The following is a 23,915-nucleotide window of genomic DNA, read 5'->3' as shown; positions in this document are numbered from 1 at the left end:
TCAGCCGTGATCCGCGTCTTGTTGGACAACACCGTCTGACCGTTGGCCGCGACGGAGTCGATCGTCGCGTTTGTCTTGACCCGAAGACGTAAACACGCCCGCAGCCGAACTGCTGCGCAACGAGGTCGCCGAAGAGGAACCGAAATCGAGCCACGTCCCGCCCATTGTCGAGATCAAGCTACCCGCACTCTGTCCCATCGCGCTTGAACACAGCGCGACCGATATTATCGCAAGGCCCGTGGATACCGTCTTCTTCATCGTCTCACTCCAGTTAATATGCAATCCGAAATATCATGTGTACCTGCGCAGATGAGTGCGATCCGTGCGTCGCGCGCTGTTCCGCTTCAGTCAGGTTCAGTTGAAAGCGGCACGCCAGACCCATGGGTTTGTGCACTGCAATGCAATTCCATCCATGACATAGGGCCCTGCCTACGGAGGTTGGGCGTATGATTTATGAACCTATGGTGTCTCAGCGCTGCCCCACGCAGAATCCCCCTTTAAGGGGAGCGCAATCGTATAGACGGGAAACGGTAGTCAGGGTCAACCCGAATGTCTGGAGCAACCGATGCACGCGACAGAAGCGATTCGTCCCAATAGCGCCCCGCTCTTTCTCGCCACGAAGGTCCTTCCGCCGCGCCTGCGCGCCGGGCTGATCGACCGGCCGCGGCTCGTCCTGCTCTCCGAAAAGGCGGAATACGCGCGGCTGACCGTCATCAAGGCGCCGGCCGGGTACGGCAAGACGTCGCTGGCGCTCACGTGGCTCAAGCGCTTCAGTTCAGGTGGAGCGCTTGCCGCCTGGCTCTCGCTCGACGCCGACGACGACGAACCCACCCGCTTCTTCCATCACCTGGCGCGCGCCTTGCACAATGCATGCGCGAGCGTCGGCGCATCGGCAATCAGTCTCACGTCGGAGGCCTCGCTGCCGCAGGCGCAAACCGTGGTGGCGACGCTGATCAACGAACTGATCGACGTCGACGAAGAGGTCTATCTGTTTGTCGACGACTATCACCTGATCGGCCAGCCCGTCATTCACGACGCGATGTCGTTCTTCATCGCGAATGCATCGTCGAACGTGCACGTGGTGATCTGCACGCGGACCGATCCGCCTCTCCCGCTTGCGCGGCTCGGAGCGGCCAATGATCTGCTCGAAATCGACGCGTCGACACTCCGCTTCAATTTCGACGAAACACAGTGCTTCATCGAACATGAGTGCCCCGGTGCGCTGCAGGCGGCCAGCGTCAAATCGCTGTTCGCCAGAACGGAGGGTTGGGCCGCCGCGCTGCGAATTTCCACGTCGGCGTTATCGCGCGACGAATACAAGCGCGATTCGGACATTAGCGTGCCCACGGGCGCGTCGCGGCCGTTCGCCGCCTACCTCGAAGACATGCTGAGGCGCTTGCCCGCCGACATGGTCGGCTTCATGTTGCGCACCTCCATCCTCGAGCGTCTCACCGCGCCGCTATGCGAAGCAGTCACAGGCCTCGACGCCAGGCAAGGCCTGCTGGACACGATTGCCGCGCGCCAGTTGCTGCTGGAGCCGCTCGATATCGAAGGACGCTGGTTCCGCTATCACCATCTGATGGGCGACTACTTGCGCCGCCGCCTCGAAACGCAGCATCGCGACGAACTGGCGGAGTTGCATCGCCGTGCGTGCGCGTGGTACGCCGGACAGTCGCTATGGACGGACGCCGTCAAACACGCCATTGCGGCGGGCGACACGGAAAAGGCGGTCTCGTTGATGGGCCATTGCGCAATGGCACTCGTCAGGAAAGGCGATCTGCTGACGCTGCTTGGCTGGCAAAGGCAGTTTCCGGCGGCGCTGATGCGTGGGCAAGTCAAGATCAGCCTTGCGATCGCATGGGGGCTGGCGCTCGCCATGCGCTTCGACGAAGCGCTCGCGATGCTGGATACGATCGAAGCCGACGCCGGCGCAGGCGATGAAGCAGACAATACGCGCTGGGAATGCCTTGGCATCCGCTCGGTGGTCGCCGGCTTGCAGGACGATGCGCCGCGCGCGCTGGCACTGGCCCAGCGCTGTCTCGCGCGGCCCTCCACCGACAGTTGGACCACCAACGCGGCGTCCAACGTTGCACGTTTCGGACACTGGAAAGCAGGCAATCTCGAAGCGCTGTATGCGACGCCCTGGATCCCCGATTCGATAGACGAAGACCAGCGCAACGTGTTCGCGTCTGTCTACCGGCTGTGCCTGCTCGGCCACGCCGAGATGCAACAGATGCACTTCGGGTTCGCCGAGCGCTATTTCAGCGAATCGATGCAGCTAGCCGAGCGCTATGCCGGTCCAAAGTCCATTTCAGCCGCACTCTGTGCGCCGATGCTTGCGCACATCTGGTACGAACAGGGCCGGCTGGATGAAGCGGAAGCCTTGCTGGTCGAGCTGATGCCTGCGATCGACCTGGCGGTGCTGCTCGACAGCGTATTCATCGCGTATCGCGTGCTGGTTCGCATCGCTATCGCCCGGTCCAATCTGGAACAGGCCCACGCGCTACTCAATCAGGCCCAGACCCTGGGTTACGCCCGCGGCTGGAACAGGCTGCTTGCAGGCGCCGCCGTCGAACGGACACGGCTCTACCTCAAGGAAGGCCGAATCACGGAGGCCGCGGCATGTGTGGGTCAACTGGAGCAGCTCGTAGCCGCTCTAATGGCCGCTGCAGATCCGGTTTCCCCGGAGATTGACACGTTTCGCGCCCTCGCGGTCGGATGGTTGGCGATGGCCCAGAACCGCACGGAAGACGCGGTCGGCTCGTTGACCTCGGCCTTGCACAGCGTCGAAGAGCGGCATGGCGATTACCTTGCGCTCCGGTTGCGGACGGTGCTAGCCCTCATCTGGCTGCGCGGGAACGAACCGGCGCGCGCCGTCGAAGTTTTTCGCGGCGTCCTGAACGCCAACACGGACATTTACCGCTCGATTCTGGATCAGGGACCGGAAGTCGGACCGCTTCTGCAGGCCGTGCGCGACGACACGCGCGTCACGCCGCAAACTAAGGCGACCGTCGCCTACATCGATCGTCTGCTGGATGGCTGGCGAGCGCTGTACGGACCGGCAATCAAGCCCGCGCGCGAAATCGAATATGAACCGTTGAGCGCGCGGGAACGCGGCATTCTCGAACTCATCGCTCAAGGCCAGTCGAACAAGGAAATCGCCCGCACCCTCGGGATCGCTCCCGAGACGGTCAAGACCCACGTCAAGAACATGTTCATCAAACTGGCTGTCGACAAGCGGGCGCAAGCTGTCGCACGAGCCCAGGCTATGGGGCTGGTTGCCACCGTCTGACCCGGTGCGGCGGATTCTTCATCTTGCGAGCGCGAGCGTGGCGGCATGGAGCAGCACGCCAACCATCCCCCCGACGAACGTGCCGTTGATGCGGATAAACTGCAGGTCGCGACCGATTTCCGTTTCGATCTTGCGACTGACTTCATCCGCTTTCCAGCTCTGCACCACCTCGGTAATCAGTGCGGACAACTGACGTCCGTACCGCGTGACGAGTTTGTCGGCCAGCGCGAGCCACCACGCGTTCAGCTTGCGCTGAATCGCAGGATCGCGACGGAGGGTCCTGCCGAACGAAACCAGCAGGACCGCCAGCGTGTTGCGACTCTCCGCATCTTTGGGGCCGAGTCGGGTGGTTGACCACGCACGCACATGCTCGAGCATCGCGCGGCGACTATCTGCCTTCCTGACATGGCGGATACAGTCGCGCATCAGGATGTGGCCGAAGCGCCGGTACTGGGAAGAGGTCTGCAATTGCGAAATGAGCGCCTGCAGCGCAGCGTCGAGCTGACGACGAAGCTCATGCTCAGGATTGCCCGCCACTTCCCCAAGAAGCGCGACGATGCCTTCGATAAACTTCCTGACGATATAGGCGTCGAGCGGCGCCGGCGTGTAAAGCGACGCCTCGCTGAACTTGGCCCTGATCACGCCCGCGTTCGACGTCAGCCATGCCTTCAGCGCCCCGAGGCCGCAATCCAGCAACGGTTGATGTCGACCGGCATCGGTCAGCAACTGCAAAAGACGGCCGGTTGCGCGCGACAGATCGAGTGTGCGCAAATGCGGTATGACGAACCCTTCGAATAGCCGCTGCAGGTCGTCCTCATCCATACCGTCGAGCAACTCCACCAGCGAGTCCATGGCGACATCGGCCACGCCGCGGCTGTTGCTCGGACGCGCAAGCCATCGGCCAAGCGCCTGGGTGGCGTTATAGCCGGCGAGCCTGAGCATCAGGAAGTCCGGTGCGAGGAAATTTTCATGGACGAAGTCGCCGAGGCGCTCGGCGATCCGCTGCTGGTTTTGCGAAATGATGGCCGTATGAGGAACGCGCAATCCCAAAGGACGACGGAACAAGGCGACGACCGCATACCAGTCCGCGATCGCGCCGACCGTGCCCGCCTCGGCAAACGCCCGCGGCCAGACGAGCCAGCCGTGAGCGCCCTGGTAGAGGTTACACGCCACCAACACGATGATCATCAAGGCCAGCAGGCTCGTCGCCGTCCAGCGCATTTGCTTGAGACGTCGCAAGGCCTGCTCTTCGCGCGCGTCCGCCGCCGGCCGCGCACTCCCGCCGCTGTCCGCGAAGAAACTCAACTCGACTCCAGCAGGAGAAACTTGCGTACCACCGGCGCGACTTCGCTAGCTCGCGAGATGAGAAACAGGTGGCCGTCATCAATCACGTAGAGCGTCGCATCGCGGATACGGGCGGCCAGAATCTTCGCATTGGTCAGCGGCACGATAGGATCGTCGCTACCGTGCATGACCAGGGTTCTCTGCCGCAGCGCGCCGAGCCAGGGCAAGCTGCTCCAGCCCGAAACGGCAAACAGCTGATAGAAATAGCCACGGCCACGCGGCGGCTGGATGTGCTTGCTGTGCGCCGCCAGCAACGCCGGATCGCGCCGGTAAGCACCGCCATATATCTCGGCGCCGATTTGCTGCAGATAGGCGGGATCGGTGTACCGTCGCGGCCCGATCAGCTTGGACAGTACCGACCATTTCCCCGGCACCATGATGACGCCAGGTGAAGTGGCCGCGAGAATCAGCCTGCGACAACGTTCGGGGTACAGGCGCGCAAACTGCTGCGCAAGCGCGCCGCCCCACGATACGCCCAGCACGTCGACCACGCCGGTATAACCGAGCCGCGACAGCAGCTTGTCCGTCAGCACGGACAAGGTCGAAAAACGATAGGGCACCACGGGCGCAGGCGACCCTCCAACACCCGGAATGTCGAAGACAATTCCACCCACATCGTCAAGCGCTGTGACGAAAGGCTCCACCAGTTCGAGATTGGCGCCGATGCCGTTGAAAATGAGCAACGGGGGCGAGGCGTCGCTGCCACGCCATGTCGCCACGCGCAACCTCTGCCCATCCAGATCGATCGTCTGGATTTGCATGCTGCAAGCGGACTCAGAGCTCGTATGCATTTCTATGTTCCGGATGATCTTCTGGAAGGACACTGGGTGGGTAAAGTGGGCAAGCCGGTGGGCATGCCGGATTACTGCTTAGGTTGAAGACGCGCCTTCAGTTCTTCAGCATGCTCCGCCACGCGCTTCGTGACGACGGCAAAACTGTCCGACTGCGCGCGGTATGCCGTCTCGGCGAGCGCCTGCATATCCACGAGCGCCTTGTGCAGCGCCTGCTGGACCACCTCGCCCGCGTTTGCCGCGGACTGGGCGCCGAACGGAGGCACGCGGCCGGCCAGCGATTGCAACTCGCTCAGCGTCGTACGGAGGATCTCCGACTGCTTCTGAGCCAGCGACTGTACGCCTGCGAGCGCGGTGGTGTTGGCTTCGGCAATCGCTTCGATATCCTTACGGCTAGAATCGAGGATGGCCCCGACGTCGACGCCGGGCAGCTTGAATTGCCCGATGACTTTCTTGTACTCGGCGAAAATGCTATTCGGATTGGTTGCATCCATGATCAATACTCCATAGTAACTGCGTTAAAAAAACGTTTTCATTGCGTGGCAATCGTTGCGCTCACGCTTCCATGACGTAGGTCCCAGGCGCCTTCACGCCGGCCGGATACCGTTCGCTGCCAGGCGACGCCGGCGCGAGGCGGCGCTCGCCGGACCGGTCCGCAAGCCACTTGCACCAGTTGTCCCACCACGTGCCTTTTTCAGTCTGGGCATTGGCGAGCCAGGCGTCGGCACTGCCCTGCAGGTTGGGATTGAGGAAGAACTTCGCCTTCGGATTGCCGGGCGGGTTGATCAGGCTTTGTATATGGCCGCTCGAACTCAGCACAAAGCGCGTGTCGCCACCGAATGCGCGCGCGGTGTTGTAGACACCCATCCACGGTGTAATGTGGTCGGTCATGCCGGCCACCACGTACTTGTCGCACGTCACTTCGGACAGGTCGATCGGCGTGCCCAACACCGTCAGCGCACGAGGCTTGCTGAACAGATTGCCCGTGAAAATATCGAGCAACTGGCCGTGCATGCGTGCCGGCAGCCGGGTGGCGTCGTTGTTCCAGTACAGGATGTCGAATGCGGGCGGCGCCTTGCCCAGCAGATAATTGTTCACCCAGTAGTTCCAGACGAGATCGTTCGGTCTCATCCATGCGAACACGCGGCCCATTTCTTCGCCGGCCAGCACGCCTTTTGCCGTGCTGTTTTGCTTCGCGGCCGCGATGGCCTCGGGCGTGGCAAAGAGACCCAGTTGCGAGTCGGCGGTGTTGTCGAGAACCGCGACCATCAGCGTCGCGGCGTTGACGCGCTGCTCTCCCCGGCTTGCGAGGTGGCCGAGAAGCGCTGAAATCGTCATCGCACCGGAGCAGGCGCCATGCAGATTGATGTCCTCGCTGCCGGTGATGTCGCGCACGGCCTCGAGCGCTTCGAGCAACGCCGCGACATAGGTGTCGAGGTCCCAATGGCTCTGCGCGGCGGTAGGATTGCGCCAGCTCACCACGAAGACCTGAAACTCGTTCTTCACCAGATAGTTGACGATGCTCTTGCCTTCGGACAGATCGAAGACATAGAACTTGTTGATCTGCGGCGGCACGATCAGTTGAGGCCGGGCGTACACCTGCTCCGTGGCCGGCGCGTACTGGATCAGCTCAAGCACTTCGTTGCGAAACACCACCGCGCCCGCCGAGGTGGCCAGGTTTTCGCCCACCTTGAACGCCGTCTTGTCGACCTGGGCCGGCATGCCCTGATTCTGAAGCATGTCCGTCACGAGGTTCTTCACGCCGCCCAACAGGCTCGCGCCGCCCGAATCGATGATCCGTTTGAGCGCTGCCGGATTGCCGAGCAAGGTGTTGGTCGGCGACAAGGCATCGGTGAGGAGCGACAGAACGAACTGCGCCCGCTCCTTGGTCGCCGCATCGAGTGCGGAGCGGTCCACAAACCCGGTCAGCGCGTTACGCCATGCCATGTACCCTTGAAGCGTCATGCGGTACAGCGAGTTGTCCTGCCAGGCAGGGTCGGCAAAGCGTTTGTCGCCTTGAGGCGGTACGCAGTTCGCGCTGCCTCCCAGCACCGCGAGCAGATCGCGGACCAGCGCCGCCTCCTGTTCCACCAGCAAGGCAGGTTGCCGTAGTGCTTGCGCGCCGATCTGCTGTGCGGTGGCAAGCACGTCGCGCGGCCGCAACCCGACAAACGGATTGGGTCCCAATATGCCCTCGGCGGCAGACGCCGCGACATCGTCCGGGTTCTGACGCCCTGTGTTTCCTTCAGTGCTTGCCGCCATGCTGCTGCTCCTCACTCATCTCTTTCCGACTCTTGAACGACGGTGCCTCGACGACCAGCATCGCCAGCGTCTCCGCGATCAACGCGGGCTTGTCCTCGCCTTCGATCTGCAACTCGCTCATCGTCTTGACGATGATCCGGCCGCCGTCCTTACGTTCGACCGACACCAGCGTCACGCGACTGCGCACCCTCGCTCCGGCCTTCACCGGCGCCATGAAACGCACCTTGTCCAGGCCGTAGTTCACGCCTGCCGATGCATCCGCGGGCACAATGCCGATTTCGATGGCGAGTCCCGCCAGCAGCGAAAGCGTCAGGTAGCCATGGGCGATCGTGCCACGATAGGGGCTTTCGCGTTTCGCACGCTCGACGTCGACGTGAATCCACTGCCTGTCGCCCGTGCATGCCGCGAAGTTGTCGATGCGGGCCTGATCGACCACGACCCAGTCCGACACGCCCAGCTCACGGCCAATGAAGTCTTCGAGCGTCGCGACGCTGTAGTTTTCGATGCTCATCGTGCAGACTCCTGGTGCGAAGTGAACTGCTCGCGCAACCACTTCTTGTTGGTCTTGCCCACGCTGGTTTTCTCGAGCGCGTCCACAAACCTGACCTTCTGCGGCACCGCATACTTTGAAATGCGTCCGGTCGTGGCAAACTCCATCACGTGCTGCTTGATCTCGTCTTCCGTGACGACCATGCCCGCCTTGAGCACTACTAGGGCAACCGGCCGCTCGCCCCACTTCTCGTCCTTGATCCCGATCACCGCGACTTCGGCAACGCCCGGGTGCCGTGAAATCAGGCTCTCGATTTCAAGCGACGAGACCCACTCCCCGCCCGACTTGATGACGTCCTTGATGCGGTCGGTGATCTGAACGCTGCCGGTCGGGTCGATGTTGGCGATATCCTGTGTATGCAGATAGCCGCCTGCCCACAGGTCCGTGGATGCCTGAGGATTGTTCAGATAGCCCTGTGTCAACCACGGAGCGCGCGCGACGATCTCGCCGAACGCCTTGCCGTCGTGTGCGACCTCGTCCATCGCGTCGTCGACGATGCGCAGATCGACGAGCGGAACGGGATACCCGGCCTTGCAACGCAGCCGCACTTCCTCCTCGGGATCGAGCGTTCCGCTGTGCGGCGGCAACTGGGCAAGGCTCAACACGGGGCAAGTCTCCGACATGCCATAGCCGGTGAATACGTCGATGCCGCGATCGAGCGCCGCGCGGGCGAGACCATGCGGCAACGCCCCACCCCCGATGATCACTTTCCACTTGCTGAAGTCCGTCTGCTTTGCGTCGTCGGCGGACAGCAGCATGTGCAGGATCGTGCCCACGCAATGCGAGAACGTGACGCCCTCGTCGCGCACGAGCTGCAGAAGGCGCTCCGGCACGTAGCGGCCCGGATAAACCTGCTTCACGCCGAGGACCGTGGCGATGTACGGCATTCCCCATGCATGCACATGGAACATCGGCGTCAACGGCATGTACACGTCACCGCGGTGGAAACGCTGACCCGACTCCGGGCTCGACAACGCCGCCATCAACGTGATGGTGTGCAACACCAGTTGCCGATGCGAGAAGTACACGCCCTTGGGCAGACCCGTCGTCCCCGTGGTGTAAAAGGTGGTGGCGCGAGTGTTCTCATCGAAGTCCGGAAAGTCGAAACTCGTCGGACTTTGCGCGAGCATCGTTTCGTATTCCGTAGCGAAGGCGATCGAATGAGCGCAGCTATCGCTGCCCGGTTCGTCGATCCACACGAAGGTGCGAACCGTCTCAAGCTGATCCTTGATCGCCTCGACTACCGGCAGGAAGTCGGTATGAACGAACAGCACCTCTGCGCCCGCATGGTTGATGGTGTAGGCGATCTCCGCGTGCGACAGCCGCACATTGACGGTCTGAAGCACCGCGCCCATCATCGGCACAGCGAAATACGACTCCAGATAACGGTGGCTGTCCCAATCCATGACCGCCACCGTCGTGCCGTACCGTACGCCTAACTGATGGAGCCCGTTGGCAAGGCGCGCGATGCGCTCGCGCAGGGTGGCATAGTTCATCCGCACCTGATCGCGGTAGACGATCTCCTGCTGCTGCGCCTGAACGAACGGCGTATGAAGCAGCTGCTTGATCAGCAGCGGATAGGCATAGGGTGATGGCGTCGAGTGCTGCGCGGCGTCCTGCATAGATGTCTCCTTCAAGCGGGAAATAAGTCGGGCTGACACAGGTCAACGAGGCTTATCACGCACGGTGGCACCCCGATTGACGCCATCATGAAATCCGGCAGGAGAAACGGCCATCCCCTGAACAGGGGAGCCTGGTGGGGCGAGGAGTACATGGGCCCGGGGTCCGATGGAACCCCAATAGCAGGCCTCTGAGAGTAATGCGGGGAACGGAGAAACGATCGAACGGTGCATCCGGTCGGCGCCGGCAGCGCCGACCGGCCGGAGGCGCGCCATTCAGCGCGTCAAATGCGATGATTCAACGGCGCTTCATCTTGATGACGCGCGAAATCTGGCCCAGCGTAAAGCCACTGTTCCTGACGTACTTTTCGTAATCGAGCGGCGCGGTCAGCGATTCGTCCGTGACGTACTCGCCCATATAGCGAAAGCGGTCGGATGCCGTTCGCACGAATACCGGAACCGGGTCCGTCTGCCGCGCAAGCGTTCGACCGGCCGCGCGGGCGGCGGCACTGCCGTCGCACACAATGACGTCCGGGGCATAGGGGTTCAGATCCTGGCGCAATCGCGCGGCCACGACCTTGCCGCCCTTCACGGGCAGGAAGGCCTGCTTGCATCCCCCCGTTACGCTGTGAATGTCTTCCCGGGAATATTCCTTGCCGATTTCAAACATGAGTTCGCTCCTGACAATAACGCCTGACTAAGGCCTAGCGGCGTCAAGCGGAGCGATGATATCGGCCTCCATCTAAATCCGTTGTAAAGAGTGTGAGCGGTTGAGTAAAGGAAGTATGCAAAGCCGTTTCCGCACGTTGCGAATTTGCCATCCACCGGATGGTGTCGGCTTTTCCATATTTTTGTTCGGATTCCTCAGGCATTCTCTTCGCCGCTTGCCCGGCGTTCACGACAACATGCAGTTGCGCGAGTTGCCGGGCGGATTCCGCTTCGCGCGGCTTTGCGGCGTTCTCACGTCGTCAGCACGTTCTCCGGCAATTTGTTAATCTCGCTTCGACACCCCTATTCCCACGATGCAAGGAGCGTGAAGCATGAGCACAGCCGACTACGAGCCGCCGAAGGTCTGGACCTGGAACAAGGATAATGGCGGCCGTTTCGCCAACATCAACCGCCCGATCTCGGGACCGACGCACGACAAGGATTTGCCCGTCGGCCAGCATCCGCTGCAGCTCTATTCGCTGGCAACACCCAACGGCGTCAAGGTCACGGTGATGCTCGAAGAGCTGCTGGCGCTCGGCCACAGCGGTGCGGAATATGACGCGTGGCTGATCCGGATCGGCGACGGCGAACAATTCGGCAGCGGCTTCGTGAGCGTGAACCCGAACTCCAAGATCCCCGCGCTGCTCGATCGCAGCGGTGCGAAGCCCATCCGGGTGTTCGAGTCCGGCGCGATTCTGCAATACCTCGCCGAGAAATTCGGCGCGTTTTTGCCGACCGAGGCCGGTGCGCGCGCCGAATGCCTGTCATGGCTGTTCTGGCAGATGGGCAGCGCGCCGTATCTGGGCGGCGGCTTCGGTCATTTCTATGCGTACGCCCCCAGCAAATTCGAATACGCGATCGACCGCTTCGCGATGGAGGTAAAGCGTCAGCTCGACGTCCTCGACAAGCAGCTCGCCGATAACGAATACATCGCGGGAAGCGAGTACACGATCGCCGATATGGCCATCTGGCCTTGGTACGGCGGGCTGGTAAAAGGCTGGCTCTATGAGGCGGGCGAGTTTCTCTCGGTGCAGGATTATCGGCATGTCCAGCGTTGGGCGGATGCGATCGGTGAACGCCCGGCCGTGCGGCGCGGACGCAAGGTCAATCGCGTGTTCGGCGAGCCGGCGGATCAGTTGCATGAACGCCATGCGGCCAGTGACTTCGATACGCGGACGCAGGATAAGCTTGTCGAATCCGCCGATAAGCTCTGACGAGACAAAACCAGGACGCCACCGGGTTTTACCGCTGGATGTCGTTGGGCTTGAGAGCCCAACGGCGCGTCGAGAACGTCGTGCGCGAATGGATGGACCGGCGCACCCTCGCGCACGAAAGCGCCTCGACTGTGGAGATCGCGGCGCTTTGCGAAAGACAGCGCTAGAACCAGCGACGCAGCGCTTCCTCCAGGCCGTCCGTGCCGTTCCCCTCGCCGGCCCAGGCAACGCAGGCATCGGGACGAATCAGCATCGATGGGCCCGTATCGACGGCGACGCAACGCACTCTCTGCGTGGCGGTTGCAACGAGCGTGGAAGCGTTGCCGCCGGTTGAGGCGTCGAGAAGCACACCCATGCCGTCCTGCATGACGTCGTAGAGCGAGACGTTCGCACCGCCTTGGCCGATCGGCCTGTCGCCGATCAGCCGTCCGACGTCGTCCCGCTCCGAGCCGAAATCGTAACGGGTGGAAAGACCGCGCATCATCTCGCTGATGAGGCGATTGACGTCATCGAGCTGCATGAGGTTTGCGATGAGGTCCCGCATCGCACCCGATTGCGGATCGGGCCGCAAAATCGCGACCTGGGCCAGGGTGTTGGCCAGCACGGCCTCGGCGACGGGGCGCCGCTCGGCCGTGTAGGTGTCGAGCAGGCTGTCGGGCAGCTCGCCGCGAACGACCGCGGCGAGCTTCCAGCCGAGGTTGGCCGCGTCCACGAGTCCAAGGCTCAGGCCCTGACCGCCGAACGGCGAATGGACATGCGCCGCATCGCCGGCAAGCAGCACTCTGCCCCGGCGGTAGGTATCGGCAAGCCGCGTGTTGTCGGCCCATCGGCTACCGCTTTCGAGCGCTTTCACACGGACGTCCGCGCCGCTGATGCGGCGTAACACAAGCTCGACTTCCTCGCGTGTGACAGGCGCCTGCCGATCTTCAGGCGTACCGATGAAGTCCAGCATGAACAGCCGGCCAGGAACAGGCCCATAAGAAAACACGCCATCCGATGTGCGACGCCAACCAATAGGCAACAGACGCTCAGGATGGTCGATCTCGGCGATGACCTGGTAGAACGTCGAGGTGGGAGCCGTGCCGGGGAAATCAAAGCCGGCCATCTTGCGGACGAAGCTGCGGCCCCCGTCGCAACCCACGAGCCAGGCGCAGCGGATCCGGCCTGGGCCTCGCGGAGAGGCCCACTCCACGTCGATGCCGTCTGCCTGCTCGACGAAGCGCGTTACATCGCACTCGCGGCGAACCTCGACACCAAGCGCACGCGCGCGGTCGGCCAGGATGGCTTCGAGCCCCTGCTGACCCACCGCGCAGGCGCGCCGTTCCGGCTCGTTCTGCGCGTCCTTTCTGATCAACAGGCCCGCGAAATGGCCGCTGAACTTCGCCGCCCGGCCGCGCAGGTCCGCGCCGGTCTGCTCGGTGAACTGCTTCATCACCGCGAAACTGCGCGCCTCTTCGGTGACGATGCCCGCAGCCATCCCGCGACGCTGTAACGCTTCGCATGCAAGCGGGCCGACCGCCATGGCCTTCATGGCCTCGCTCGCGGCGGCGAGCCGTTCCAGCACGAGGACGTGCACGCCGCCCAAGGTCAGCTCAATGGCGGTCAGGAGTCCGACCGGCCCGGCACCCACCACAACGACATCAACTGTTGTTGACATATACTTAATCCATATTTGTACTCAGTACATTTATTATGCGGTAAAATGGCGACATGTCAATCCCAGCCGATCGCCGATCCCGTAAGCGCCTTGCCACGCGGCAAGGCATCTCTAATGCCGCCACGCGCCTCTTCCTCGAGCGGGGCTTCGACAACGTGACGGTGGACGAGATCGCGTCCGCCGCCGACGTCGGACGGATGACCGTGTTCAATCACTTTCCGCGCAAGGAGGACATGTTCTTCGATCGCGACGAAGAGGGTCGCGAGATGCTGCGCGAAGCGTTGCGGCGGCACGATCCCGGCGTGGCTCCGATCGAGACCTTGCGTCTGCTCGCTCATCGGCTGGTTGCGGAACGGAGCCCGTTCATCGAATTTTCTGTGGCGAGCCAGGGCTTCATCGAGACGATCGAGGGCAGCGGCACCCTCAAGGCTCGAGCGAGAGCGATACGCGATGAACTTGCGCAAGTCGTCACGGTGGCGCTATCCGAATGCGTCGGGCGAAAACCTGGCGATCCCGACGCTCATCTGGCGGCCGATCTGCTCCTCGCAACGTGGACCGTGGCCCTCATCCAGGCGCACCGGACGTTTCGGCAGAAGCAGGATGCAGAGGAGGCAAAGGCCGTCTTTCTCGCGATTGTCGATAAGGGAAGCCTTGGCCTGAAGGCCGCGTTGGCGGGCACGCCTTACGCGTGAACACCCGCGTGCGCCGATACGTTTTCGCCGATGCTATCTGCATCTCCTATGGAGCCAATTAGGAATCCCAACCTGACCAAACCCGCACCGCGCTCAGATCCTGGCCAGCACCCGAGGTATCTCTTCAACCAGCGCATCGACTGCAACGCGTACCTTGGACGGGATATGCCGCGACTGCGAGCGCAATAAGTGCACCTCCGCGCCCTGCACGCTGTTGCTGTCCATCACGAGTGCGAGGCGGCCGTCGCGCAGATACGGCGCCATGAGCCAGCACGGCAACCATGCGAGGCCCGCGCCGGCCGCGGCGGCGTCCGCAATGGCCTGGAGATCGTCGTAGCGCAGGCGCGAGGCGACACGGACCTCCTGCACTTCGCCGTCTGCCCCGAGCACGCGCCACGGCATGCTCTGTCCGCCACGCCCGTAGGCAACGCCGACGAGCGAGCCAAGCTCGGCGAGGCCTGACGGCTGGCCGTTTCGCTCAAGCCAGCCGGGCGACGCGCAAATGCCCATCCGCTGAACGCCAAGCCGGCGCCCGACCAGCGTTGCATGGTCCGGCAGCGCTCCGATTCGCACCGCAATGTCAAAGCCGTCTTCAACCAGATCCGCGACACGATCGCTGAACGACATCTCGACGTCGAGCAACGGATAGCGCTCGATCAGCTTCAGCATCACCGGTGCGACACACTGCCGGCCGAACAGCACGGGCGCGGTAATCCGCAGCCTTCCCGACGGCTCGCGGCGGCCGGCATCGAGCGCGGCCTCCGCCGCGCCGAGTTCAGCCATAACGCGACGGCACTGGTCGTAGTACGCGTGCCCCTCGTCGGTCAGGCTCAAACGGCGCGTGGTTCGCTGCAGCAAGCGCACGCCGAGGCGCTGCTCGAGCCGGTCCACGATCTTCGCTATCGCAGAGCGCGTGACGCCAAGGCGTTCGCCCGCAGCGGCGAAACTGCCGGCATCCACCACGTCCACAAACTCGGCCACGCCTCTTAGCCGGTCGTCCATCGCATGCCCCTCCATCGCTGCCGCCTTTGTCTCCTGCCAGGCGACGGTAAGTCGTCAATATCTCGCCAATGCGTCCTTTGAGGCAACACTACCATAGGGACTTCTTTCTATCTCGAGAGGTCGCTATGAATGCATGGACATTGAAACCTGGCGCGGGTATCGCCGGTTTGCAGCGAAGCGATGCGACGGCCCGCCCGGCGGGGCCGGACGACGTCGTCGTCAGGATTCACGCGGCGTCGTTGAACTATCGGGATTTGATGTTCGCGCGCGGCGACTATCTCGGCCTCGCCGATGCTCCACTGATCCCGCTGTGCGATGGCGCGGGCGAAGTGGTCGAGGTCGGCCGCAACGTGACCCGCTTCAAACCTGGCGATCGCGTCATCAATACGTATTTCCCGCACTGGATAGATGGCGGCCCCGCGCCGTGGAAGGTCGGCGGTTCGCCGGGCGCGCAGTCGGACGGGGTGCTGGCCGAGCGGTTCGTGGTCGATGAAGCGGCCCTTGTGCCGATCCCGGCTCACTTGAGCTACGACGAGGCATCCACGTTATCGTGTGCCGGCGTCACGGCATGGAACGCATTGTTCGCGGACGGCGATGCCAAACCCGGCTCGACGGTGGTGCTGCTCGGCACAGGCGGCGTGTCGATCTACGCATTGCAATTGGCGCACGCAGCGGGACTGCGCACCATCATCACGTCGTCGAGCAATGAAAAACTGGAACGCGCACGCCAACTGGGTGCCGACGCGACGATCAACTACCGGGCCACGCCCGAATGGCAGAACGAAGTCCTCCGCCTGACCGAGGGCGCAGGCGCCGATATCGTCGTGGAAGTCGGTGGACGGGACACGCTGCCGAGATCGGTTGCGGCGACGAAAATGGGCGGACTGGTGTCGATCATCGGCGGCGTGAGCGGCTTTAGCGGACCGCAGCTCGAACTGCTAGCCGTGATCGGCGGCATCAAGCGGCTGCACGGCATCATGGTGGGCAGCCGCTCGATGCTCGATGAGGTGGCCCGGTTCGTGGGCCTCCATCAGATCCGGCCCGTTGTCGATCGCGTGTTTGGCTTTGACGACGCCCCCGCCGCCTACCGGCATCTCGAGTCGGGCCAGCACTTCGGCAAGGTGGTGATTCGCCTTGACCGCTAAAAACCGCTACGCGGCCACCACACCCGACTGATGCGCAACCAGCCGCGCATACGCCCCGCCGGCCGCCAGCAGTTCGTCGTGACTGCCGGCCTCGACGACCCGGCCGGCATCCATCACCAGAATCGTGTCGGCGTTCTGAATCGTGGACAGGCGGTGCGCAATGATGATAGAGGTGCGCGCCGCCATCAGTTCGTCGAGCGCGGCGCGGATCTGCTGCTCGCTGATCGTGTCCAGATGCGAGGTGGCCTCGTCGAGCACGAGGATCGGCGCGTCCTTCAGGAACGCGCGGGCAATCGCGACCCGCTGACGTTGCCCGCCCGACAACTGCACGCCGCGCTCGCCCACCCGGGTAGCCAGTCCGTCCGGCAAGCGTTCGACAAACTCGCTCAGCGCGGCCCGGTCGAGCGCGCGACGCACGTCCGCGTCGGACACATCGCGCCCGGCGAGACGGATGTTGGCCTCGAGCGTGTCGTTGAACAGATAGGTGTCCTGCGCGACCAGCGCGATATGGCTGCGCAAGTCGTCGAGGCGCAACCGGCGCAAGTCGACGCCGCCTAACGTGATGGCGCCTTGCTGCGGATCCCAGAAGCGCAGCAGCAGATTGGCCACCGTCGACTTGCCCGCGCCCGACGCACCGACCAGCGCAACGGTGCTGCCGGGACGCACGGCGAAGCTGACCCGCTCCAGCGCCGGTGCGCTGCGCCCCGGGTAAGCGAAGCTCACCGCGTCGAGTCGCACCTGCGGATTCGTGGGCACCGGGAGGTCGCCGTCGGTAACCGGTTCAGGCTCCGCTTCGACGACATGCAGGCGCCGCGTCGACGCGATCGTGTCCGCCAGTTGACGCGCCACCTGGCCAATCTCGGCCACCGGCATGAAGGCGGCCACGGAGACCAGCACCAGCAGCGGCAGCCATTCATGCGCAAACCAGCCGCGCGAAGACAGCACGGCTCCGAGCAACGCGACGGCCAGACCGCCCAGGCCGGTCGCCACCTCGAGCGCGGCGCTCTGGCGCGACAGGTCATCCAGCAGAGCCGAGCGCTGCTTCTGATAGGTAGCGGTATCGGCGAGAAACACCTCGCGGCGCCGGCCGGTGGCCTGGAAGGCGGCGAGTTCGGCGAGGCCTTGAATCGTTTCCGTGAGATGCGCGCCCAATAGCCCCAGCGCCGCGCGCGCCTGACCACCCAGGCGATCGATCTTGCCGCGCGCGAACACCGGCGTCAGGCCTGCCCAGGCGAGGAAAGGCAGCAGCACCAGGGCGAGCGGCCAGGCCGCCCATGCCAGCAGCGCCAGCACACCGGCGGGGATCAGCACCGCGACGAAAGCCGGGGCCACGGTGTGGGCGTAGAAATACTCGACCGTCTCCACATCCTGGGTTGCCAGCGCCACCAGATCGCCGGAGCGCCGGCGCAGGAGATAAGCGGGCGCGAGGCGCTCGAGCTTGGCGAACAAGGCGATGCGCATTTCCGCCAGCAGCCGGTAAGCCATGTCGTGCGCCAGCCAGGATTCCAGCCAGTGCAGCGTCGCCGCAGCGGGGGCCGCGAGCAATAACCCCACCGTCAGTCCTAGCACCGGTCGTCCCGACGCGACCCCGGCCACCACGAGCGCACCCAGCACACCTACGCCAATAAAAGCCAGCACCCGGCCTACGCCGCACAGCACGGTCAGCGCGAGTTTCACGCGCCACGGCCAGACGAAGCGCAACAGGGTCCGCAAGGTATCGCCCCAGCCGATGTCCGCCGCGTCCTCGGCAAGCGCCCGCACCTGCGGTCCCGACGACGCCGGCGCGGCGCGCAGTTGTTCCATCGCCACCGGACGTTCGGCGGTCGCCGCGACCTGCGGTCCCATCAGACGGCGATAGGCGCCGGAGCGGGTCATCAGTTCGGTATGCGTACCACTTTCGACGACGCGTCCCTGATCCAGCACGAGGATCCGGTCGGCGCCGATCACGCTCGACAGCCGATGCGCCAGGATCAAGGTGGTGCGGCCTTGCATCAACCGGTCCAGCGCCTGCTGGATGATCGCCTCGTTTTGCGCGTCGACGGCGGACAGCGCCTCGTCCAGCAGGAGGATGGGCGCATCGCGCAGCAACGCGCGGGCAATCGCGATGCGTTGGCGCTGTCCGCCGGACAGCGTGGCGCCCCGCTCGCCGATGCGGGTCGCGTAACCGTCCGGCAGCGCCATGATGAAGTCGTGGATATTGGCGGCCGTGGCTGCGGCGATCATCTCCGCGTCGCCGGCATCGTGGCGGCCGAGCCGCAGGTTGTCGGCAATCGTGCCGTCGAACAGCGTGCTGTCCTGGGAGACGATCGCGATCATGCCGCGCACCTGGTCCGGGTCGAGCGTGCGGATGTCGTGACCGCCGATGCGGATCGCACCCGCCTGCGCATCGTGCTGGCGCAGCAGCAGGCGCAGGATGGTGGACTTGCCGGCCCCGCTCGGCCCGACGATGCCGACGGTCTCGCCAGCGCCGATCTCGAAGCTGAGTCCGGCATGGGCGTCGGCACGACGGCCCGGATAGGCGAAGCCGACGTTGTCGAACGTGATACTGGCGCGCAACTCCGGCACGTGGGCCGCGCCGCCGGCCGGTGCGTCGCTGCGCGCTTCCAGCAGCGTATGGATGGCGTTCGCCGCCGATTGCCCGATCATCCCCTGATGCAGCACGGAGCGCAGATCGCGCAGCGGACGGAAAATTTCCGTTCCGGCCATCAGGATGATCAGCAGCGCTTCGAGGCTCATGGCGCCATGGCTCACGCGCCACGCGCCGAGCGCGATGGCGGCGGCCGCGCCCAGTCCAGTGCCGAGATCGGTGAAGAAACGGGTGAGCAGGCCCAGCGCCAGCACCCAGAACGTGCTGTCGGACAAAGCCCGGGCGCGCCCCGCGAGCTTTTGCGCGAAGGCGGCGCTCTGGCCGAAGGCCTTGAGCGTCGGCAGGCCCTGCACCGCGTCGAGAAACTCTTCGCCAAACGCCTTGAAGGCTTTCGCGCGGGCGATGGCCGCGTGCTTGTCGGCGTTGTGGACCAGCATCGGCAATGCAAGCGTCGCGAGCGCGGCGACCAGCAGCACGGCTGCAGTCGGCACGTCCCACCAGGCCAGCACGGCGAAGATCACCACCGGCGCGCAGGCGGCGATGACGAGCTGCGGCACGTAAGCGCCGAAGAAGGTCTGCAACTGCTCCACGCCGTCGATGACCGCCAGCATCACGCCGCCGGTGCGCTCCGCGCCGAACCACGCCGGGCCAAGCTCGGCGATGCGGTCGAACAGGCGCGCGCGCAGCACCGACTGCACGCGCCCGGCCGTGCCCTGCGCCAACACGATCCGGCGATGATCGAGCCACGCGCGCAGCAACATGCAGGCCACCGTGCCGGCCGCCGCCAGCGCCACTTGCTGCGCCGGCGCGCCTTTGAAGGCCAGCGCGAGGACCCGACCGAGGAAGACGAAGCGCAAGACGCCCAGGCCCATGGCGAGCAATCCGAGGCCCACTGCGCCAGCCACGCGCAGGCGCAACCCTGCCATCATCAACCACAGCCTGCTGTCGAAATACATCCCTGGTCTCCAATCGGTTCGATGTCACATCGGTTCAACGAGACCTTACCGTGCGCCGCAGAGTCAGGCAAAAGATGGTTTTTCAAGGGGTGTTGAATATCCTACAATACCCAGCTATGTCCAACATCCCTCCACTCACAGCGTTACGCGCCTTCGAGGCGTCGGTGCGGCTCGGAGGCTTTGCGCGTGCCGCGGTCGAGCTCAACGTGTCGACCAGCGCCGTCAGTCATCAGATCCGCAACCTGGAAGAACTGCTGGGCGCTCGCCTCGTCGAGCGCAGCACCGGCATGGGCGGGATTCGCCTGACCGCGGCTGGGGAGAGCCTGCTGCCCGCCGCGAGCGCGGCGCTGTCGATGCTGGAGGACGCGTGTTCGCAGATCAAGGGCGTCGCGAAGCAGCTGACCGTCTCGGCTAACGTGCCGTTCTCGGCCATGTGGCTTGCGCGCCGTCTGGCGGAGTTTTCGAGCCGCCATCCCGAGACGCCGTTGAACGCGATCATTCAGGATGGCGAACCGGATTTTGCCCGCTTCGACATCGACCTCGCGGTCGTGCATGTGCCGGAGCGCGCGCTGCGTCCCGATGACGTGATCCTGCTGCAGGAGGAGGTGTTTCCGGTGTGCAGCCCCGAGCTGCATCCGTTCGCGTCCAAGGCGGTGTGCCGGTGCCGCCTGTTGCAGGAGTCGCACCAGAATTCCCCTGAAATCGATTGGCGCACATGGTCGGCGCGCTTCGGCCTGCCCGGCGATTTCGAAACCAAGATCGTCCGCTACAGCAGTTTCAGTCAGGTCATCGGCGCGGCGATCGGCGGCGCGGGACTCGCGCTGGGCCGCTCGCCGCTGATCGACCCGGAACTGCGCAGCGGACGCCTCGTGCGGCTCTTCCCGGATCTGTCGCGCCCGGCTTCCTGGCGCTTCGTCCTGCGCAAAGGGCCGGCGCGCCGGCACCGGATGCTCGATCCGTTGATCGAATTCCTTCAGGCAGAGGCTGCCGTACCCGCGACGCCTCCGGTTCTCTCGACCTGACGCGTCAATTGCCGGGGCAGCTCAGGCCATCTCAGGCCATATCGAGCGGCGCGCGCCACGTCTGCGGACTGGCCCACGAGAGGCCCTTCAGGCGTTCGTGAGCCGGGTTCGCGGCACGCTGGTTGAGCGCATCGGCCACAGGTCCGCGCAACGACACCTTTCGGCCCGCAGCATCGAGCCGCCGGATGATCTCGGCGAGCGTGCCGTCGGCTTGCCACTCTTCGAAGCGACGTTGGCAGGTCGGGCGCGACGGATACCATCCGGGCACCCTCGACCAGCTATGCCCGGTCTGCAACGCCCACAGCACCGCATTGACCACCGCGCGCGGCTCCACGCGACGTCGGCCCGACCGGTCCGGCGCTACCGCCTCATGGCAGAACAACCCTTCGATCAGGGCCCATTCGCTGTCCCTCAAGTCATCAAACTGAATCATGTTTTTTCTCAGCGAAGCTCATCTTTCCCGCGACGCCGCAATCTTAGGGGCCGTGCGCCGCGCATCGAAGTGATGTTTCGCGTTAAGCAAAGCTGCGGGCGTGGATAGGCGCTGATTGGCTTGCGCCGCGCTCGGGCAACGGCCCACGCGCGACGTCGCAAAGACGCCGTCCTGCTATGGATATGCGAAAAAATTGGTTCGACCCGGTCGCATGAATGCGGACACTCGACAGGTTGAAATCGACCTGCAGACCGCCATGAAGGAATTCGCGTATCAACCCCAACGAGCGCTCGATCAAGCCACGGAAAACGCCGCCGTGCCGTTGGTCGGGCAGTGCATGTCCTCGACCGCTTCGCGCCGGAAGTTACTGAGGGGGCTTGCCGCCTTCGTCTCGTTGGGAATCGCCAGCGTCCTGGCAGCACCGTCAGCATGGGCCGCGTCAGGCGCCGCTACCGGCGAGCCTGTGTATTTCGGCGTCAGCGGCCCGCTGACCGGACCCAATGCGCAATACGGCGCCCAATGGAAAGCCGGCTTCGATCTCGCGCTCGACCAGATCAACGCAAGCGGCGGCATCGACGGACACCCGCTGCAATACGTGTTCGAGGACAGCCAGAGCGATCCGCGCCAGGCGGTCAGCATCGCGCAGAAGTTCGTGGCGGATCCGCGCATCCTGATCGAACTGGGCGACTTCTCCAGCCCGGCCTCGATGGCGGCATCGCCGATTTATCAGCGCGCCGGACTCGTGCAACTCGGTTTCACCAATTCTCACCCTGACTTCACCAAGGGCGGCGACTTCATCTGGAGCCCGTCGGTCAGCCAGACCGATGCGCAGCCGCTGCTCGCGGATCTCGCGGCCAAACAGGGCTTCCGCCACGTCGCTGTGCTCTACCAGAACACCGACTGGGGCCGCGCGAGCAAGGACGTGTTCGTCAAGTCGGCGGCCGCGCGCGGCGTGCAGGTGGTGGCGGCGGAAGGCTATCAGCCCACCGACCAGGATTTTCGCGCCACGCTGGTGCGCGTCAACGCCGCCCATCCAGACGCGCTCGTGCTGATTGCCTACTACTCGGACGGCGCCCAGATCGTCCGCCAGGCGCGTGCGAGCGGCATCGACCTGCCGGTCGTCGCGGCCAGTTCGGTCTACTCGCCGAAGTTCTTCGAACTCGGCGGCACCGCCGTGAACGGCGTCACCACCAATACGAGCTTTTTCCCCGGCGATCCGCGGCCCGAAGTGCAAAGCTTCGTGCATGCCTTCGAGGCGAAATATCATCGCGAGCCGGACGCCTTCAACGCCTTTGCATACGACGCGACGATCATCGCCGCTTACGCGTTGCGTACGGGCGGCGCCGATCGCCGCGGTGCGCGCGACGCACTGCTGAAGCTTCGCGACATCCCGAGCGTGGTGTTCGGCAAGGCGACCTTCGATCCCACGACGCGGCGCGTGATCGGCGTGAAGAGCATCAACCTCGTGGCCCACGACGGTCAGTGGGTGTTGCTCGACAAGAACGCCGCCGTCGCGTCGAAGTAACCCTCTCGCGGAGATTTTTGCTTCATGTCGATACCCTTGGCCCGCTTCGGCGTCTGGGCGCTCGTTCACGGCAGCCGTGCCGCCCTTCAGGACCCCGAAGAACCCTACGACGCGTCCTGGACGCGCAACAAGGCGCTGGTGCTCGAAGCGGAGCGGCTCGGCTACGATTCGGTGCTGGTCGCGCAGCACACCATCAATCCGCACGATCCGAATCTCGACCAGCTCGAAGCATGGACCGCGTCGGCCGCACTCGCCGCGCTGACCGAGCGCATCGAGATCATCGCAGCCATCAAGCCTTATCTGTATCACCCGGTCGTGCTCGCCAAAATGGCGCAGCAGATCGAGCACATCAGTCAGGGACGCTTTGCGATCAACCTCGTCAATGCCTGGAACCGGCCTGAACTGGAGCGTGCGGGCATCGGCTTTGCGGAACACGACGCGCGCTACGCCTATGGCCGCGAATGGATCACCGTCGTTGAGGCGCTGCTGCGCGGCGAACGCACAAGCTTCAACGGAGAGCACTTCCATATCGACGACTATCTGCTGCGGCCCGCCGATCCGTTTCGCGCAAGGCCGCGCATCTACGTCGGCGGCGAATCGGAGCCGGCCCGGCAACTGGTGGCCGACAAGGGCGATGTCTGGTTCATCAACGGTCAGCCGCTTGAAGACGTGGCGCGGTTGATCGCGGACGTGTCCGCCCGAACGCGCCCGGCGTCGCTCGCCGGTTTGCGCTTTGGCTTGTCGGCCTTCGTGATCGCCCGCGAATCCGATGAAGAAGCCCAGCAGCACCTCGCCCATCTTTTCGCCCTGGCCGCCAAAGACGCACCGTTGCGCGCGCAACAAAAAGCCAATATCGACCCGAAAGCGGTGATGTTCCAGACGTTCGCGCAAACACCGCGCGTCGGCTCGAACGGCGGCACGGCTGCGGGTCTGGTCGGCAGTTACGACACGGTGGCGCGGCGCATCGCCGCGTTTCAGCACGCCGGCATCGAACTGTTCATGCTGCAGTTCCAGCCGTTCGAAGCCGATATGCGGACCTTCGCCGAACAGGTGATTCCGCGTGTCCATGCGCTGAACGCGCTCAACGCCGGGTAAGACGCCCCCAGCGTTGGATCT

18 protein-coding genes are annotated in these 23,915 nt (G+C 64.2%); 7 read left to right on the top strand and 11 right to left on the bottom strand.

The annotated features are described in order from the left end of the window. Nucleotides 1-565 precede the first annotated feature (565 nt). A complete protein-coding gene (locus tag BUS12_RS08985; protein WP_074295370.1) occupies nt 566-3,292 on the top strand; it encodes a winged helix-turn-helix domain-containing protein in 2,727 nt (908 codons plus the stop codon). A gap of 18 nt (nt 3,293-3,310) precedes the next feature. On the opposite strand, the gene BUS12_RS08980 is transcribed toward BUS12_RS08985, so the two are convergent. The 7 genes from BUS12_RS08980 to BUS12_RS08950 all read right to left on the bottom strand — a co-directional run bounded on the left by BUS12_RS08980 (nt 3,311) and on the right by BUS12_RS08950 (nt 10,528). Then, entirely contained in the window at nt 3,311-4,597 is a 1,287-nt protein-coding gene (locus BUS12_RS08980) for a DUF445 domain-containing protein (RefSeq protein ID WP_074295369.1), read from the bottom strand. Next, nucleotides 4,594-5,427 (bottom strand): poly(3-hydroxyalkanoate) depolymerase, encoded by an 834-nt coding sequence (phaZ, locus tag BUS12_RS08975; protein ID WP_074295368.1) that lies wholly within the window; start codon nt 5,425-5,427, stop codon nt 4,594-4,596. Before phaZ ends, BUS12_RS08980 begins: the two co-directional genes overlap by 4 nt. A 71-nt stretch (nt 5,428-5,498) precedes the next feature. Next, nucleotides 5,499-5,921, bottom strand: coding sequence for a phasin family protein (locus BUS12_RS08970; RefSeq protein ID WP_074295367.1), 423 nt, complete (start codon nt 5,919-5,921; stop codon nt 5,499-5,501). 61 nt (nt 5,922-5,982) lie between these two features. Next, a complete protein-coding gene (locus BUS12_RS08965) occupies nt 5,983-7,689 on the bottom strand; it encodes an alpha/beta fold hydrolase (protein WP_074295366.1) in 1,707 nt (568 codons plus the stop codon). Continuing rightward, nucleotides 7,673-8,200, bottom strand: coding sequence for a MaoC family dehydratase (locus BUS12_RS08960; protein ID WP_083640306.1), 528 nt, complete (start codon nt 8,198-8,200; stop codon nt 7,673-7,675). The genes BUS12_RS08965 and BUS12_RS08960 overlap by 17 nt, the downstream gene beginning before the upstream one ends. Continuing rightward, on the bottom strand, nt 8,197-9,861 hold the full coding sequence (locus tag BUS12_RS08955; RefSeq protein WP_074295365.1) for a fatty acid--CoA ligase: 1,665 nt from the start codon (nt 9,859-9,861) through the stop codon (nt 8,197-8,199). The genes BUS12_RS08960 and BUS12_RS08955 overlap by 4 nt, the downstream gene beginning before the upstream one ends. 295 nt (nt 9,862-10,156) lie before the next feature. Then, nucleotides 10,157-10,528, bottom strand: a complete 372-nt coding sequence (locus BUS12_RS08950; protein ID WP_074295364.1) for a DUF6697 family protein — start codon at nt 10,526-10,528, stop codon at nt 10,157-10,159. Nucleotides 10,529-10,898: 370 nt separating this feature from the next. On the opposite strand from BUS12_RS08950, the gene yghU reads away from it, so the two are divergent. Then, on the top strand, nt 10,899-11,780 hold the full coding sequence (yghU, locus tag BUS12_RS08945; RefSeq protein ID WP_074295363.1) for a glutathione-dependent disulfide-bond oxidoreductase: 882 nt from the start codon (nt 10,899-10,901) through the stop codon (nt 11,778-11,780). A 163-nt stretch (nt 11,781-11,943) separates the two neighbouring features. Here the strand turns inward: yghU and BUS12_RS08940 are convergent, their stop codons facing one another. Then, a complete protein-coding gene (locus BUS12_RS08940) occupies nt 11,944-13,437 on the bottom strand; it encodes an FAD-dependent monooxygenase (protein WP_074295362.1) in 1,494 nt (497 codons plus the stop codon). A gap of 53 nt (nt 13,438-13,490) precedes the next feature. On the opposite strand from BUS12_RS08940, the gene BUS12_RS08935 reads away from it, so the two are divergent. Continuing rightward, nucleotides 13,491-14,129 carry a TetR/AcrR family transcriptional regulator gene (locus BUS12_RS08935; protein ID WP_074295361.1) on the top strand — a complete coding sequence of 213 codons (639 nt, stop codon included), beginning with the start codon at nt 13,491-13,493 and terminating at the stop codon, nt 14,127-14,129. Nucleotides 14,130-14,222: 93 nt separating this feature from the next. Here BUS12_RS08935 and BUS12_RS08930 read toward each other — a convergent pair whose 3' ends face one another. Continuing rightward, on the bottom strand, nt 14,223-15,131 hold the full coding sequence (locus tag BUS12_RS08930) for a LysR substrate-binding domain-containing protein (RefSeq protein ID WP_074295360.1): 909 nt from the start codon (nt 15,129-15,131) through the stop codon (nt 14,223-14,225). Nucleotides 15,132-15,256: 125 nt separating this feature from the next. Here BUS12_RS08930 and BUS12_RS08925 point away from each other — a divergent pair, with 125 nt between their 5' ends. Beyond that, complete coding sequence (locus tag BUS12_RS08925; RefSeq protein ID WP_074295359.1) at nt 15,257-16,276, top strand: zinc-dependent alcohol dehydrogenase family protein; 1,020 nt, start codon at nt 15,257-15,259, stop codon at nt 16,274-16,276. A gap of 6 nt (nt 16,277-16,282) precedes the next feature. On the opposite strand, the gene BUS12_RS08920 is transcribed toward BUS12_RS08925, so the two are convergent. Further along, a complete protein-coding gene (locus tag BUS12_RS08920) occupies nt 16,283-19,819 on the bottom strand; it encodes an ABC transporter ATP-binding protein (protein WP_074295358.1) in 3,537 nt (1,178 codons plus the stop codon). Nucleotides 19,820-19,935: 116 nt separating this feature from the next. Here BUS12_RS08920 and BUS12_RS08915 point away from each other — a divergent pair, with 116 nt between their 5' ends. After that, the gene (locus tag BUS12_RS08915) at nt 19,936-20,841 is read left to right on the top strand and encodes a LysR family transcriptional regulator (RefSeq protein ID WP_074295357.1); all 906 of its coding nucleotides are present in this window, start codon (nt 19,936-19,938) and stop codon (nt 20,839-20,841) included. A 31-nt stretch (nt 20,842-20,872) separates the two neighbouring features. Here BUS12_RS08915 and BUS12_RS08910 read toward each other — a convergent pair whose 3' ends face one another. Then, nucleotides 20,873-21,274 (bottom strand): IS5/IS1182 family transposase, encoded by a 402-nt coding sequence (locus tag BUS12_RS08910; RefSeq protein ID WP_074295356.1) that lies wholly within the window; start codon nt 21,272-21,274, stop codon nt 20,873-20,875. A 337-nt stretch (nt 21,275-21,611) separates the two neighbouring features. Here BUS12_RS08910 and BUS12_RS08905 point away from each other — a divergent pair, with 337 nt between their 5' ends. Beyond that, a complete protein-coding gene (locus tag BUS12_RS08905) occupies nt 21,612-22,799 on the top strand; it encodes an ABC transporter substrate-binding protein (protein WP_074297294.1) in 1,188 nt (395 codons plus the stop codon). A 24-nt stretch (nt 22,800-22,823) separates the two neighbouring features. Next, nucleotides 22,824-23,894: an LLM class flavin-dependent oxidoreductase gene (locus BUS12_RS08900; protein WP_074295355.1), complete on the top strand. Its 1,071-nt coding sequence runs from the start codon at nt 22,824-22,826 to the stop codon at nt 23,892-23,894. Nucleotides 23,895-23,915: the final 21 nt, after the last annotated feature.

Origin of the sequence: Paraburkholderia phenazinium (genome assembly GCF_900142845.1) — a bacterium.
In the GTDB taxonomy this organism is placed as follows: domain Bacteria; phylum Pseudomonadota; class Gammaproteobacteria; order Burkholderiales; family Burkholderiaceae; genus Paraburkholderia; species Paraburkholderia phenazinium_A.
Note: the sequence above shows the minus strand (reverse complement) of the source record. Positions and strands in the feature narration are given on the sequence as shown.

Excerpts from the sequence above, each read along its gene's own strand:
- BUS12_RS08985 (WP_074295370.1), top strand. The coding sequence starts at position 566 with ATGCACGCGACAGAAGCGATTCGTCCCAATAGCGCCCCGCTCTTTCTC.
- phaZ (WP_074295368.1), bottom strand. The coding sequence starts at position 5,427 with ATGCATACGAGCTCTGAGTCCGCTTGCAGCATGCAAATCCAGACGATC.
- BUS12_RS08970 (WP_074295367.1), bottom strand. The coding sequence starts at position 5,921 with ATGGATGCAACCAATCCGAATAGCATTTTCGCCGAGTACAAGAAAGTC.
- BUS12_RS08965 (WP_074295366.1), bottom strand. The coding sequence starts at position 7,689 with ATGGCGGCAAGCACTGAAGGAAACACAGGGCGTCAGAACCCGGACGAT.
- BUS12_RS08960 (WP_083640306.1), bottom strand. The coding sequence starts at position 8,200 with ATGAGCATCGAAAACTACAGCGTCGCGACGCTCGAAGACTTCATTGGC.
- BUS12_RS08955 (WP_074295365.1), bottom strand. The coding sequence starts at position 9,861 with ATGCAGGACGCCGCGCAGCACTCGACGCCATCACCCTATGCCTATCCG.
- BUS12_RS08950 (WP_074295364.1), bottom strand. The coding sequence starts at position 10,528 with ATGTTTGAAATCGGCAAGGAATATTCCCGGGAAGACATTCACAGCGTA.
- yghU (WP_074295363.1), top strand. The coding sequence starts at position 10,899 with ATGAGCACAGCCGACTACGAGCCGCCGAAGGTCTGGACCTGGAACAAG.
- BUS12_RS08940 (WP_074295362.1), bottom strand. The coding sequence starts at position 13,437 with ATGTCAACAACAGTTGATGTCGTTGTGGTGGGTGCCGGGCCGGTCGGA.
- BUS12_RS08935 (WP_074295361.1), top strand. The coding sequence starts at position 13,491 with ATGTCAATCCCAGCCGATCGCCGATCCCGTAAGCGCCTTGCCACGCGG.
- BUS12_RS08930 (WP_074295360.1), bottom strand. The coding sequence starts at position 15,131 with ATGGACGACCGGCTAAGAGGCGTGGCCGAGTTTGTGGACGTGGTGGAT.
- BUS12_RS08925 (WP_074295359.1), top strand. The coding sequence starts at position 15,257 with ATGAATGCATGGACATTGAAACCTGGCGCGGGTATCGCCGGTTTGCAG.
- BUS12_RS08920 (WP_074295358.1), bottom strand. The coding sequence starts at position 19,819 with ATGTATTTCGACAGCAGGCTGTGGTTGATGATGGCAGGGTTGCGCCTG.
- BUS12_RS08915 (WP_074295357.1), top strand. The coding sequence starts at position 19,936 with ATGTCCAACATCCCTCCACTCACAGCGTTACGCGCCTTCGAGGCGTCG.
- BUS12_RS08910 (WP_074295356.1), bottom strand. The coding sequence starts at position 21,274 with ATGATTCAGTTTGATGACTTGAGGGACAGCGAATGGGCCCTGATCGAA.
- BUS12_RS08905 (WP_074297294.1), top strand. The coding sequence starts at position 21,612 with ATGTCCTCGACCGCTTCGCGCCGGAAGTTACTGAGGGGGCTTGCCGCC.
- BUS12_RS08900 (WP_074295355.1), top strand. The coding sequence starts at position 22,824 with ATGTCGATACCCTTGGCCCGCTTCGGCGTCTGGGCGCTCGTTCACGGC.